Origin of the sequence: Parabacteroides chongii (genome assembly GCF_029581355.1) — a bacterium.
Taxonomy (GTDB): domain Bacteria; phylum Bacteroidota; class Bacteroidia; order Bacteroidales; family Tannerellaceae; genus Parabacteroides; species Parabacteroides chongii.
Map to the genome: position 1 here is coordinate 5,177,899 of NZ_CP120849.1, position 13,690 is coordinate 5,191,588.

10 protein-coding genes are annotated in these 13,690 nt (G+C 49.3%); 2 read left to right on the plus strand and 8 right to left on the minus strand.

Annotated elements, in window-relative coordinates; genetic code table 11:
• Positions 1-21: 21 nt before the first annotated feature.
• From P3L47_RS19805 to tsaD, 4 genes are all read right to left on the minus strand, one after another.
• A complete protein-coding gene (locus tag P3L47_RS19805; protein WP_277781883.1) occupies positions 22-576 on the minus strand; it encodes a Crp/Fnr family transcriptional regulator in 555 nt (184 codons plus the stop codon).
• Complete coding sequence (locus tag P3L47_RS19810) at positions 569-1,051, minus strand: CinA family protein (protein ID WP_277781884.1); 483 nt, start codon at positions 1,049-1,051, stop codon at positions 569-571. Before P3L47_RS19810 ends, P3L47_RS19805 begins: the two co-directional genes overlap by 8 nt.
• A 116-nt stretch (positions 1,052-1,167) precedes the next feature.
• The gene (locus tag P3L47_RS19815; RefSeq protein WP_277781885.1) at positions 1,168-1,407 is read right to left on the minus strand and encodes a hypothetical protein; all 240 of its coding nucleotides are present in this window, start codon (positions 1,405-1,407) and stop codon (positions 1,168-1,170) included.
• A 181-nt stretch (positions 1,408-1,588) separates the two neighbouring features.
• Positions 1,589-2,608, minus strand: coding sequence for a tRNA (adenosine(37)-N6)-threonylcarbamoyltransferase complex transferase subunit TsaD (gene tsaD / locus P3L47_RS19820; RefSeq protein WP_277781886.1), 1,020 nt, complete (start codon positions 2,606-2,608; stop codon positions 1,589-1,591).
• A gap of 143 nt (positions 2,609-2,751) precedes the next feature.
• On the opposite strand from tsaD, the gene P3L47_RS19825 reads away from it, so the two are divergent.
• Positions 2,752-7,224: a translocation/assembly module TamB domain-containing protein gene (locus tag P3L47_RS19825; protein ID WP_277783720.1), complete on the plus strand. Its 4,473-nt coding sequence runs from the start codon at positions 2,752-2,754 to the stop codon at positions 7,222-7,224.
• On the opposite strand, the gene P3L47_RS19830 is transcribed toward P3L47_RS19825, so the two are convergent.
• The 3 genes from P3L47_RS19830 to mtgA are packed head-to-tail and all read right to left on the minus strand — an operon-like array spanning position 7,184 to position 9,524.
• Positions 7,184-8,119 (minus strand): tRNA-dihydrouridine synthase family protein, encoded by a 936-nt coding sequence (locus P3L47_RS19830; RefSeq protein WP_277781887.1) that lies wholly within the window; start codon positions 8,117-8,119, stop codon positions 7,184-7,186. The two genes, P3L47_RS19825 and P3L47_RS19830, sit on opposite strands and share 41 nt — an antisense overlap.
• Entirely contained in the window at positions 8,119-8,784 is a 666-nt protein-coding gene (gene lipB, locus P3L47_RS19835) for a lipoyl(octanoyl) transferase LipB (RefSeq protein ID WP_277781888.1), read from the minus strand. The genes P3L47_RS19830 and lipB overlap by 1 nt, the downstream gene beginning before the upstream one ends.
• Positions 8,730-9,524, minus strand: coding sequence for a monofunctional biosynthetic peptidoglycan transglycosylase (gene mtgA / locus P3L47_RS19840; protein WP_277781889.1), 795 nt, complete (start codon positions 9,522-9,524; stop codon positions 8,730-8,732). The genes lipB and mtgA overlap by 55 nt, the downstream gene beginning before the upstream one ends.
• A gap of 162 nt (positions 9,525-9,686) precedes the next feature.
• Between mtgA and P3L47_RS19845 the strand changes: the two genes are divergently transcribed.
• Positions 9,687-10,400: a PD-(D/E)XK nuclease family transposase gene (locus P3L47_RS19845; protein ID WP_277781890.1), complete on the plus strand. Its 714-nt coding sequence runs from the start codon at positions 9,687-9,689 to the stop codon at positions 10,398-10,400.
• A gap of 154 nt (positions 10,401-10,554) precedes the next feature.
• Here the strand turns inward: P3L47_RS19845 and P3L47_RS19850 are convergent, their stop codons facing one another.
• Positions 10,555-13,689: a GLUG motif-containing protein gene (locus P3L47_RS19850; protein ID WP_277781891.1), complete on the minus strand. Its 3,135-nt coding sequence runs from the start codon at positions 13,687-13,689 to the stop codon at positions 10,555-10,557.
• Position 13,690: the final 1 nt, after the last annotated feature.

A 13,690-nucleotide genomic window follows, 5' to 3' on the forward strand; every position in this document is an offset into this window, starting at 1 on the left:
GATAATTTCGGTTTGCTCTTTTTATTTAGAAGAGGAACGGATACGGCTCAACGATTGCGGCGTGATCTGCAGGTAGGAAGCGATATGTTTCAACGGCACTCGCTGGAACAGATCCGGGCGCGAGTGCATCAGACTCTCGTATTGTTCGCGGGCATCACTCCAACTGTCGTTGATAAAATAGTTCTCATATTCCCGCAGGTAATAGTCGAGCAGCTTCAATCCCCAGATAGCGATATCGTGCGACTGTTCGAAAAGTTTGTCCAGTTTCGTGGCAGGGATGCGGAACAGGACGGTATCCTCCACCATCTCCACGTTATAGACCGAGATGTCGCGGTAAACGAAATTGATCATTTCGCTGTCGCTGGCAAACCATAAGGTGATATCTTTCGTATCCAGTTCGACATATGCCCGGACCAATCCCTCTTTGACGAACCTGACAAACGGGTCGCGGTCGCCTTCCCTCGTCGAAAGTTCTCCTTTCGAGAAAGCCACCTCCTCCATCTCGTCGACCAGCAACCGGATCGCTTCGTCGGACATGGGATAAACCGCCCGCTGTTGTTCTATGAATTTATCCATACTGTTTTTGTAACAAGTCCAATAACAGGGTCAACGCAGCATCCGCCGCCGCCTGTATATTTTCCGCCCTGACCGTTCCGAAATGAAAACAATGTGAGACGATTTCACCTTTCAGGGCTGCGGCGATCCAAACCGTGCCGACCGGTTTTTCCGGGGTTCCTCCGCCGGGTCCTGCAACACCGGAAGTCGCTACAGCACAGTCGCATCCGAGGGTACGGATCGCTCCCTGCGCCATCTGTTCCACCACTTCGCGGCTGACGGCCCCATGCTGGCGAAGACTTTCTTCCGAAACACCCAATACATGCTGTTTCACTTCGTTGCTGTAAGAGACAACTCCCCCGACAAAATAATCGGAGCTACCTGCCACCAGCGTGATCATATTGGCTATCCGGCCACCCGTGCAGCTTTCCGCCGTCCCCATCGACAACTTCTTCGTTCGAAGAAGTTTGCCTAATTGTTCGCTTATTGAATTCATATTGTTTTTATCTAATTGAATGTTACTTTTCTCTTGAAAGAAAAGTAACCAAAAGTTGCCGTCCAGACGGCCAAAGCCCTATCGTTCGGCATATCCAAGCGAGCTTGGATATGCACTCACTTAACCGGGCTTTTCAAGGCTGCACCTGCCTCGCTACTCCGCATCCTACGTTTGCTGTCGATAGGTAAGGGTCGTTCACGAACGACCCCTACGGTAGATGCTCCGGGCGCTCTCTCCGGCTGCTGCGCTTTACGCTCACCAGCTGAAGCCTGACATAGGAAGCAAAGCTTCCTCTTAGAATTGCCGATACCGCCTGTTTTAAAGGTGTCGGTATCGGCAATCCTCAAAGAGCGCAAAGCGCTCTCTGAAAGGCCTCAGCGGGTGAGCGTAAGCGAAGGGGGAAGACGAAGCGGCCCGGAAAAATCCGCTGTCTGAGCGCAGCGAGTTTCGGATTTTTCAAGCGTAGTCTTCACCCGTAGCAGCGAAGCCGGTGCAGCCTTGATCTTTTGATTACTTTTGGATCAAGCCAAAAGTAATTTAAATAACCACCCGTGAGAACGGAACAGCGTCCATCGGACAAAAATCCTTATCGAGGAATTTATAATAACCAGTGATGGCAACCATCGCCGCGTTGTCTGTAGTAAACGCGAACTTCGGGATATGCACTTTCCAACCATACCGCTTCGCATGGTCGAGGAAGGCATCACGCAAACCGGAGTTTGCCGAAACACCGCCGGCCACCGCCACCTCTTTTATATTCAGGTCTTTCGCTGCCTTGCGCAACTTACCCATCAGGATATCGATCACTGTCGACTGAAGAGAGGCACAAAGGTCACGTTTATTCTTTTCGATGAAGTCCGGATCTTCCTGTAGCTTATCCCTCAAGGTGTAGAGGAAAGAAGTCTTCAGCCCGCTGAAGCTATAATCGTATCCCGGAATATGCGGTTTGCTGAAAGTAAAGGCTTTCGGATTTCCTTCGTTGGCCAAGCGGTTCACCACCGGACCACCCGGATAACCCAGCCCCATCACCTTCGCACATTTATCGAAGGCTTCGCCCGCTGCGTCGTCTATCGTCTGCCCTATCACCTCCATGTCGTTATAAGTATTTACTTTGATGATCTGCGAGTTACCGCCCGACACCAGCAAACACAGGAACGGGAACGAGGGAGCATGATCGTCTTCCGGCGTTTCCTTGATAAAGTGAGCCAGTACATGCGCCTGCAAATGGTTGATCTCGATCATCGGGATGTCCAAAGAAGCCGCAAACCCTTTGGCAAAGGAGGTTCCGACCAGCAGAGATCCCATCAACCCCGGCCCGCGCGTGAACGCAACGGCGCTCAGTTCCGACTTATCGATACCTGCACGCTTGATAGCCTCTGCCACCACCGGGATGATATTCTGCTGGTGTGCGCGTGAAGCCAGCTCGGGAACCACGCCACCATATGCTTCGTGAACCGCCTGACTGGCTATCACATTCGACAGCATCACGCCGTCGCGTATTACGGAAGAGGAAGTATCATCACAGGATGATTCTATCCCCAATATTGTTACACTCATACTCTTCTCTCGTTTTTTTGTGCAAATTTAATGAATTCTATCGCGATATTGTTGTAGATTTGCGTTTAAAATATAGTAAAGATATCAGAGGACTCAAATACATAATCATTACCCTACTTGTTTTGTTCTGGATATTCTATGCGATGCCCTTTATCTTGTTGAAGATACCCTACATCCAACATCAGGTTTCCGACATTGCATCGACCGAATTATCCGGCCATCTCGGTGTGCCCGTAAAGATAGGAAATGTGAATATCGAATGGTTCAACCGTTTGGTCCTTGACAACTTATACCTCGAAGATCAGGAAGGTCAGACATTATTCGAAGCCAATCATGTAGCGGCGGGCTTTGAAGTTCTTCCGTTGTTTAAAGGAAAATTCGTTTTCACTACCGTGCGGCTATTCGGTTTTTCCGTCAATCTCAAAAAAAAGACACCCGAAAGTCCGCTCAATCTCCAGTTCGTGCTGGATGCTTTTGCCAGCAGGGACACGATCAAGAAGAATCCGAATATCGACCTGCGTTTCAACTCGATCCTGATCCGCCGGGGAAACTTCCGGTACGACGTGCAAAGCGAGGCCGAAACGCCAGGAAAATTCAACGCCAGACATGTGGCTATCAAAAACCTGAGTGCGAAGATTTCCATGAAGGCCTTCAACAAGGACAGCCTGAACGCCAACATCAAAAAGATGAGCTTCGACGAGGCTTCCGGCCTTACGCTGAATAAACTGTCGATGAACGTTATCAGCAACCGCGACAGTGCTTTCATCAACAATTTCGAAATAAAACTACCGGAAACGGATTTGAAAATCAGCCGGGCAAAGATCGACATGCAGGAAGTAAAGAACGCTTCCGAGCTGCTAAACCATGCCCCGTTGGAATTGAATATTTCCCCGTCGCAAATCTGTCTGAAAGACCTCTCTCCTTTCGTCCCGGCTTTCAGCAACTTCACTGAGACCATCGAATTATCGGCAGAAGCGTCCGGCTCCGTCAACAATATCAACCTGCAACGGCTGACAATCCGTTACAGCGACAAGATGCTGTTTATCGGAAAAATGGACCTGAAAGGGATCAGCCATCCAGAAGATGCCTATATCTTCGGACAGGTAAACAAGATGTATATCACGACCGACGGACTGGCGGGCCTGGTAAACAATTTCAACAAGAAGCCGGTCGTGCTGCCCGATCCTATCGTCAGGTTGGGTACGATCAATTTTACCGGAGAGATATCCGGCTTCTTCGATAACCTGGTGGCGTTCGGAAAGTTCTCTTCGGCGATCGGTTCGGTGCAGACCGACATGATATTCGGTACAGACAAAGAAAACAATGTTGCGGCATACCTGAAAGGACATATTTCTACCTCCGGCCTGCATCTGAACGAACTGTTCAACGATGGCAACCCTTACGGGAACACCCGCCTGAGCATCTCGCTGGATGCCAAACGCTACAACAACAGCAGTTTCTTCGGAAATATTAAAGCGAACATCAACGAGTTCGAGTTCAAAAAATACAAGTACGAGGATATCCAGCTGTCCGGAAATTTCAAAAAGAACAGCTTCGACGGCATGGTACAGGTGAACGACCCGAACGGGAAGTTGCATGCCCAGGGTATGTTCCGCCACGAGGGGAAGAACTCTATGTTCAACTTCACCGCCAATTTGGAACATTTTCGTCCCGACAGCCTCAACCTGATCGACAAATATGAATCGCCGGATATCTCGCTATCCCTGAATGCCGATTTTACGGGGAATAATATCGATAACCTGGAAGGTAATATCACGATAGACAGCCTTTCGTTCCTGACGGCTCCAAGCAGCTTCTTCCTGAAAAAATTCCAGGTAACGGCATCCGGACATTCACTGGACCGCCATCTGACTATCTCGTCCGATATCCTGAACGGAGAGGTTACCGGTGCATACTCCTTTACCACGATCGTACCGAGTTTTATGAACACTTTCAAAGGATATATCCCAGCACTGATCAATGCGACGCAGAAGAAAAAAGAAGTAGAAGAGAACAATTTCTCGCTGTTGCTGACAGTAGAGAATACGGAAAAGATATCCGAAACACTCAAACTGCCGGTGACGATGGTCAACCAGGCACGCATCACCGGACACTACAATAACTTGTATAATAAATTCCGCATCGAGGCTTTCCTCCCTAAATTCAAACTGGGAAACTCCCTGTTCGAATCCGGTTACCTGACTTGCGACAACCCGCAGGATAATATCAACCTGCAACTGAGGGCAACCAACTACAACCTGAAAGGACTTCGTAACTACCTCGACCTGAAAGCGGATGCCCGCGACAACCGGATCAATACGCTGATCGGCTGGGCGAACAATAAGGAAAAGGTGTTCCGTGCCGAGCTGTCGGCGTCTGCCCTCTTCACTGAAAAAGAACAGGAAAAGAGGCCTTCTACCCTGCGAACCGATATTTCCGTCAAGGAGAGCCAACTGGTGCTGAACGATTCTTTGTGGACCATCCATCCCTCGAATATTGTAATTTCCGACGGGCAGATAGGTATCCGTAAATTCCGGGTAGGCAATGAGAAACAATCGTTGCTGCTGGACGGAAACATCTCCAAAAATCCATCGGATACGCTTTTGATGGACCTGAAACAGGTCGAACTCAAATACATTTTCGATATACTGAATATCCCGGTATTGCAATTTGCCGGGAAAGCGACAGGTACATTTAATATAAGCGACCTGTACGGCAGTCGTATGCTGAACACCGATCTGGAGATAAAAGACTTCTCATTCAACCAGACACCGCTGGGCAGGCTGAACCTTTTCAGCGAATGGGACGATGAGCAAAAGGGTATCCTGATGCTCGGCAGTATCTATAAGAACGATACGACATGGACCGACGTAAGCGGTTACATCTTCCCGGTAGGACAGAATGCCGGGTTGTCCTTATTCTTCGGAGCCAACGATATCAATCTGGGATTTCTCCACCCCTTTGTGGAAAAGGTGGCTAAGAATATGAAAGGACGGGGTTTCGGAAACGTCCACCTGCACGGTCCGTTCAAGTCGCTGACTGTCGAGGGAGATGCGTATGTGCTGGACGGCGGGCTGGGCATCGAATATACGAATACGTATTATACCTTCTCCGACTCCATCCATCTGGATGCCGGTTCCATCAATATGCGGAACCTGACCGTCCATGACGAGTTCGGTAATCCGGGTATCGTCAACATGAGTGTCTATCACAATCATTTCAAAGATGTCAGTTTCGACGTGAATGTCAAGACAAACAATATGTTGGTGTTTAATGCGACCCGCAAGCAAAATCCGTTGATTTACGGAACAGTCTTCGGTAGCGGATCGGCGTCGATCAAAGGAAATGACAAGCTGATCAACTTCGACATCAATATGCGAAACGATCCCAAAACGGCCATCACACTCGACTTCATAAACAATACAACGGCTGCCGAATATGATTTTATCACATTCGTCGATAAGAAACAGTTAAAGGAATCGATTGCCAACGGGACAATCTCGCCCGATTCCCTGAAAATGGCTGCCACCAACGAAGAAGAAGGTGCTGAAATGCGTATGAACTTCCTGCTCGATATTACACCTGATGCCAATATCGAGCTGATCATGGATCCAATTGCCGGAGATAAGATCACCGGTAATTGCAGCGGAAGCATGCAGATAGAATATGGGACAAAGACTGATTTACGCATGTATGGAAACATGGGCATCATCAAGGGTAACTATAATTTCAGCTTGCAACAGATCATCCATAAGGACTTTAAGATACGTGAAGGCAGCTCCATCGACTTCCGGGGCGACCCGTTCAATGCCACGATGCAAATAAATGCCATTTATAATGTAACTGCCAACCTGCGCGACCTGGATGAAAACCTGGCACTGGAAAGTCCGCGAACCAACATACCCGTCAACTGCGTACTTAACCTCGACGGCATGTTACGCAGCCCAGCTATCTCGTTCGACCTGGAACTTCCCGGTTCAAACGAAGAAATAGAACGTCAGATGAAAGCGTTGGTCGATACGGAAGACATGATGACGCGCCAAATTATCTACCTCCTGGTGCTGAACAAATTCTACACCCCTGAATACAGCCAGAACGCCTACCGTTCGAGCGAATTTAGCGCCGTGGCTTCTTCCGCCATCTCCTCCCAACTGTCGAGCATACTCAACAGCTTGACGGACAAGGTACAGATCGGTACGAACATCCGCACCAGCGATGACGGCATACAAGATACGGAAGTGGAAATGTTGCTATCCAGCCAATTACTAGACAATCGCCTGTTATTCAACGGTAGTTTCGGATACAGAAATAATATGAACCAGGGGAAGAACGACTTCGTCGGTGAATTTGACCTGGAGTATAAGCTGACCCCAAGCGGAGAAATCCGTCTGAAAGCTTACAACCATGCCAATGATATGTATAAGTATCTGAACCGGGCCTTAACGACCCAGGGGGTAGGTGTCATGTTCAGGAAAGACTTCAGTAACATTTCCGAGTTCTTCCGCCGACGGAAAAGACTGCTGCCGATCGTGCCGCTTGCTCCGGCTGATACTATCTCGCCGGCAAAGACGGATACTACGGCTGTAACAACTCCTTTACCGCCTGCTGATAAGTAGATAACTGGTTGCTTTTAAGTATTTTCTTCCGCAAACGTTTTTCTGCGTCCGGCAAGAGGTAATCCCAAAGAGTTTTCATTTTGGCAAGCACCTGGTGCTCTCCGCCTTCAAGTATGGCGCTGTATTTCTCAAATAAAAGTGTATGGAAACGGAACAGTCCGGCTTTCTTTTCCGTGTCCGGCAGCTCCTTTCCTGCCATATATTCCTTCGCCAGCCAGGGGGAAGACAATAAGCCGCGTCCCAACATCACCCCGCTCAACCGGGGATACAAGCGAATGATCCGGTCGATATCGGCCGGACAGTTCAGATCGCCGTTATAGAAAAGCGGGTGTGCACATGCTTCGTAGAAACGGGTAAAGCTGTCCATATCCACATGCCCTTTGTACTGTTGCCGCCCTATCCGGGGATGCAAAGTCACATGTGTAAGCGGCAACGAATCGATAAAGGGAAGCAAAGCAAAGACTTCGTCCGGTGAATCCCATCCTAACCGGAGCTTGACAGAGAAATTCATTTCCGGAAATTCACGGGCTGTCTGCAACAGGGCGGCAGCATCTCCCGTATGAGGCAGGATACCTGCTCCGCGGTGAAGACGCGCCTGCATCGGGAAAGGGCACCCCATATTGATATCTGCCTGCCGGTATCCTTGTCCGAGAAATAAAGTTACCAGACGCCGGAATTCGTTAGGCGTGGCCGCTATCAACTGGGGAACGACCGGAGTAGCTACATTCCTGCCGGGCGTTATATCCCGAAGATCCTTGTTCCGGAAACCGTCTTTCTCCACCCGCACAAAAGGGGTATAGTAGGCTTCGACTCCTCCGAATACCTGTGCATGCACTTCCCGGTACACGGCATCCGTATAGCCTTGCAAAGGGGCAAAATGTATCTTGTACTCCATCAGGGGAACAGTTCTGAAAATAATGAATGAAGCTGTGTTTTAGCTTGTTTGAAATCCTGCTTTTCCCCTAATTCTTTCTCCAGCGAGGTCACACCTTTATCCGTAAACCCACAAGGGTTAATCAGGGAAAAATAACTCAGGTCAGTATTGATATTCAGGGCAAAACCATGCATAGCAACGAACCGGCTGCTCTTTACTCCGATCGCACAGATCTTGCGGGCACGTCCTTTTACATCCGGATCGATCCATACGCCGGTAGCACCGTCGAGACGTTCTCCGCGTATCCCGTAAAGGGCGAGGAAACGAATAATGACCTCTTCCAGCCGATGGATATACAGTTTGAGTCCCAACTGCCAATATTCCAGGTCGAAGACCGGGTAACCGGTTATCTGCCCGGGGCCGTGATAGGTAATATCCCCTCCCCGGTTGATATGGTAGAAAGAGACGCCACGCTGCTGCAACAGTTGTTCCGGTATCAGGAGATTGGCATCTTTCCCGCTCTTTCCGATCGTCAGCACGGGTTGATGTTCGCAGAAGAACAACTTATTTTCTTCGCTGCCTCCCTCCTTCTTTGCCTGAAGCAAGGTTTCAAAAGCATCTGTCTGAACCTTTAGCGCATCTGCATAATCAATGCGTCCGAGGTCGTGAAAAGTGAAGCTCTCCATTTCTTTCTCTTTTTTATTTTTCCGTTCGTATTATCGATCTCACCGGCTCCGTAACCCATCTGTATCTTCAACAACTTACCCATCAGGGAAAGGATTTGTCCCTGTCGTTTCAACATATAGGGAGAAGGTTTACCGGAATTAAATTTCCTGGGATTCGGCAAAGATGCAGCGATCAACGCAGCCTCCTCGCGATTTAACCGAGAAGCCTGCTTCTTAAAATGGGCCTTGGCTACCGCTTCTGCTCCATAAATACCGTCGCCCATCTCGATGGAGTTCAGATAGACCTCCATGATTCTTTCTTTCCCCCATATCCACTCGATCAAGAGGGTGAAGTAGGCTTCGATTCCTTTCCTTATATAACTTTTAGCAGGAAGAAGAAATACATTCTTAGCTGTCTGTTGAGAGATAGTACTGGCACCGCGTACGCGTTTCCCCTTTTCCGCTTCATCGCGTGCTTTCTGTATCTGTTCAATATCAAAACCGTTATGATCGAGAAACAAATTATCCTCCGAAGCGACAACCGCCTGTACCAACGGTTGTGCTATCTGCGACAACGGAACCCATTTATGTTCCAGTTTGAAGGGTTTCCCTCCCTTGTACTGATCGTACAACCGCGTCAGCATCAACGGCGTATAATAAACAGGGACGAACTTATACGCCACCACCACCAGGATGCTGGATATAAAAAGAAACAGAAAGATATTCCTGCACCAGATCAGAATCCGTTTTATAATAGGCATATTCAATATCGTTTACTGCCGGCAAATGTACGAATTTTATCAGATTTGAATATTACTTTTCTCTTGAAAGAAAAGCATATCCCGCCATTGCAATAAATAAAAAACGACTATCTTTGCCCCGTTACCCGCTATTGGATAACAGACCATTAAAACCATTAACATATGGAAAGATACGTGAATATCATGCTTGATGAGGGCTTTAAAACTGTCTTCGGAGTAAAGCAAGTAGCCATTGATTTTATCAATGCCGCCCTCTTGGGTGAGCGACAAGTCAAAGACCTGACTTATCTCGATAAAGAAATCCAACCGGAAGTAGTAGAACAACGTACGGTGATCTTCGATCTCCTTTGCGAAGATGTAGACGGTAGTAAATTTATTTTGGAGATGCAGAATTGCCCGCAACGTTATTTCTTTAACCGCGGATTCTATTATCTTTGTCGAATGGTCTCCCGTCAGGAACAGATTTATCTGTCGTTCGACTTGTTCAATCTAACGAAAGAGGAATGTAAGACTCCTCTTGAAAATACGGTTTATATATTGAAGAATATGAATTTATTTGATATGTCTCCATTCAAGGAGAAAGAGGATGCTTTCAGACGCTTGCTCGACGTGGCGAACCTCAATGCCATGACCGATCATGAGCGTGCCGTTTACGAAGAGAACCTGAAGATCTACCGCGACTGGCATGCTACGACGGAATATGCAGTGGAAAAGGCTAAGGAAAAAGGGATAAAGATAGGTAAGGCAGAAGGCATAGAGCTAGGTGAGGCGAAAAAACAGCGTTTTATCGCAGCAAAAATGAAAAAGCAAGGAGTCGCTATTGAAACGATCGCTGAGTTTACTGAATTGTCAGTAAAAGAGATCGAGGAATTGTAGTTTCTTATTAACCATAAAATAATTCATCAGCCAGGTTGTTATGTGTTAAAACAACCTGGCTGATTTTGATTCTACCCTTACCCTGCATTGATATTTCAATTATTTCCGGATTCGAACCAATATGACCATCCTCGTAGGGGTCGTGTGTCAAAAGCTACTTTATCAGCACTTTACGGACGGTATCCCCCACTTGTACGATATAGATGCCCGTCGGCAGTTGCCGACGGTTCAACCCCGGGGTTGAACGGAAAGCGTGAAGCAGGCGGCCTTCGGGCGTAAAGATGCGGACGGGCGACGTCGGCATGCCTTCCGGCAGGCGGAGGCAAGCGTCTTCGCTCCATATCTCCGGCTCGGAGGCGGCGGCGCGGATCGGTTCGTTGGCTACGGGCGGCAGGTTCTTCACAATGCCGTCGATGAAGATTTCCACGTCGGTGCGCACGTATTTCACCAGGTAGGCGCCGTCGGAAGTGCGGGGCATGATAGTTTCGCCGCGACTGGTGGTGACTACGGGTTCCGACTCGCTGTAATCAGGCTCCGGCATGAGATAGAAACAGAAAGTGCTCCACGACTCCACCTCGTAGCTGCCGGCTGACGGGTCGGTGACGGCACCCTCCACCGAAGGGAGGGAGACGGTGTAGTAAACCGTAGGCGGTGGCGGTGGCGGCGTGGGATCCTGGTAATTGAAGTCGGCACTCAGCCACAGGTCGGCATCAGGCATTTCGATCGTGTTGCCGGAAAGGGCTTGCAGGTTGTCGGCACTGCTGCCGGAAAGGTATCGCGAGAAGCGGTAGTTGGTGTTTTCGGCATACGTAAGTGTCAGGGAGGTGCCGGGGCGAATCTTGGTGTCGTTGGGCACGTCATTTCCGTCCTGGTCGCTTGCCGTCAGGGTTCCTCCGGTGAGGGAAACGATATGGAGCTTCGGTAAGGCAGACAGATAGTTTGATGCCAGCAGCGACGGCTGCGCGGTGGCGGACTTGTTCCAGGGTTCATAGCCGCCATCCTGTTTCTTCATATTTAGCTTCGGAAGATTGCCGTCGTTGCTTATATCCCAGCTATCCCCCCAGCCTTTGCCATTGTCTTTCAGATCATCGAGAAAGGTTTCCAGGCAGGTGGGGGTACCGTCGGAACCGTACAGGTTGTCCTTAGAGTTGCATTTCGTCTTTGTGGAGGCATAGTTAGCGGAAGAGGACGCATAATTTAGTAACCCGGTTATCCGACCGCTCTTTCCTTCGTCTCCCGTTATCTCTGAATTCAAGGCCAGGTTATATGAAAGAGTACCCTTATCGATGCGCCCGCAGATACCGCCGGCGTAGTTCTCCGTACCACTTGCCGCCTCCACAGCTCCCGTGGTATAGGTACGGGAAAAAGTGCTCTCAATAGAGGCGTTTCCCGCAATGCCGCCGGCATAGTTTAAACGACCTATTCCTCCTGCCTTTACATCGACAATAGCATAGCAATCCGAGAGAGCACCGGTAATGTATCCCGCTATACCGCCGACCCACAACCTGGGTCCGCGTTGAGAAGGAAATGTAGCCTCTGCCTTTACCTCTCCCTCTCCCGTCACATAGCAGTTGAAGATATATTCAGCCTGTCCGGCTATTCCTCCGGCATAGGCATCCGATGACCCGGAATAGACAATATGTACTCCCTCCTCCGCCAGCCATACACCCAGGTTGCAGAGGGTTCCGGTATTCGTACAGCCGAACAAACCGGCCCAGACAGTATATATCCCATCGCTTTCCACGTACACTTTCAGCCCCTTCACGCAATGTCCCTGGCCGTCGAAATTGCCTTTGAAAGAATGGTCATAGTCTTTCCCTATCGGCGTCCAGAAAAACGGCGACAAATCAATATCAGCCGTAAGGATGAAGTACTTGCCTTCGTAGTCCGTCCCGCCATTGTCCTTCCCGGCATTCACCTGTTTTGCCAAATAAGCCAGTTGGACACGGTTTGCTATCTGGTAGGGGTTATCCTCGTTGCCATCGCCAGCAAACTCAGTGTTCAGATACCGGGTGGCATCGAGCAAGGGTTGAGGGGTATAACCGTTGCCGGTAGGCCAGGGGGAGTAAGTGGGGATACCATTTTCATCCTCCCCCTCTTGCATCATTAATTGCGGCAGATGCATATCATCATCTGTATCCCAGCCTTTGCCCCAGGTAATTACAGAACGAAAGTTATCAAGATCAACCCCGGGATTGCCATTCGCATCATTGGCTGCACCGCCGATTACCGAGTTCCCGTTTACCCGTATCTCGGGGGAGGCGTAGTTGTCGGTGAGAGCGGAATTACTCTCATTTTTACCAACTATCCGGTTACTTAATGGGTTGCCTCCTATTATCCGTCCATTGACGGCCAAACTGTTTTTGAGTATGTTCTGCAAATATCCGCAGATACCGCCGGCGTAATATTTATTCTCTCCTGTTCCCGTTTCAACATCTCCCGTGGCATAGGTGCAGGAGATCGTTGAATTAGAACTACCATACCCGACAATACCACCAACATAAACCGTACTTTTAGGTTCTACCTTTACATTTACAGTAGCATAACAATTAGTAAGCGAACCTCCAGTGACAATATATCCTACGATCCCACCGGCACAGATCCCATTGACATTGAAACCATATCCTGAAATACTTGCCTCAATAGTCCCCTCTCCCACTACATAGCAGTTAAAGATTTCATAAGCGTACCCGGCTATTCCACCGACATAAGCAGAACCTTCCGTCAAATTTGCCTGTATCCCCGCATCCGCCAGACGGACACCCAGGTTACGGAGGGTTCCGACATACGCATAGCCGAACAAGCCGGCATAGACAGCCCTACCGGTTTCGACCTTCATCACCTTCAGGCCGTTCACACAATGCCCCCGGCCGTCGAAATTACCTTCGAAAGGATTAGTATCGTTCCCTATTGGCGTCCAATCATAATCCGACAGGTCGATGTCGGCGGCGAGGGCGAAGTAGTAGCCTTTAAAGCCTGTTGCGTCGCCACCTTTGCCATTATGCTCGATCGGGCCGCCGCCACTACCCAAAGCGATGTCACCCTGGCTATTCACCTGCTGCGCGAAGTAGGCAAGCTCTTCGGCGGAGGCTATCTCGATGGCATTCTCCCAGGATAAGCCGTTGCCACCACCCGTGTTTGCCAGCTTATCCACGCTATTTAAATGGTCTTTCCAGTTATCCGTTGCCGGGTTATCCTGCCCTGCCGCCATCGGGGCAAAGAGACAGAGGAAGAACAGAGCCGCCAAAAGGCGGCAGACTGTTTGTCGGTAAGTTGTTATCGGTTTCATA

Excerpts from the sequence above, each read along its gene's own strand:
- P3L47_RS19805 (WP_277781883.1), bottom strand. The coding sequence starts at position 576 with ATGGATAAATTCATAGAACAACAGCGGGCGGTTTATCCCATGTCCGAC.
- P3L47_RS19830 (WP_277781887.1), bottom strand. The coding sequence starts at position 8,119 with ATGGAGTACAAGATACATTTTGCCCCTTTGCAAGGCTATACGGATGCC.
- P3L47_RS19845 (WP_277781890.1), top strand. The coding sequence starts at position 9,687 with ATGGAAAGATACGTGAATATCATGCTTGATGAGGGCTTTAAAACTGTC.
- mtgA (WP_277781889.1), bottom strand. The coding sequence starts at position 9,524 with ATGCCTATTATAAAACGGATTCTGATCTGGTGCAGGAATATCTTTCTG.
- tsaD (WP_277781886.1), bottom strand. The coding sequence starts at position 2,608 with ATGAGTGTAACAATATTGGGGATAGAATCATCCTGTGATGATACTTCC.
- P3L47_RS19850 (WP_277781891.1), bottom strand. The coding sequence starts at position 13,689 with ATGAAACCGATAACAACTTACCGACAAACAGTCTGCCGCCTTTTGGCG.
- P3L47_RS19810 (WP_277781884.1), bottom strand. The coding sequence starts at position 1,051 with ATGAATTCAATAAGCGAACAATTAGGCAAACTTCTTCGAACGAAGAAG.
- P3L47_RS19825 (WP_277783720.1), top strand. The coding sequence starts at position 2,752 with ATGCCCTTTATCTTGTTGAAGATACCCTACATCCAACATCAGGTTTCC.
- lipB (WP_277781888.1), bottom strand. The coding sequence starts at position 8,784 with ATGGAGAGCTTCACTTTTCACGACCTCGGACGCATTGATTATGCAGAT.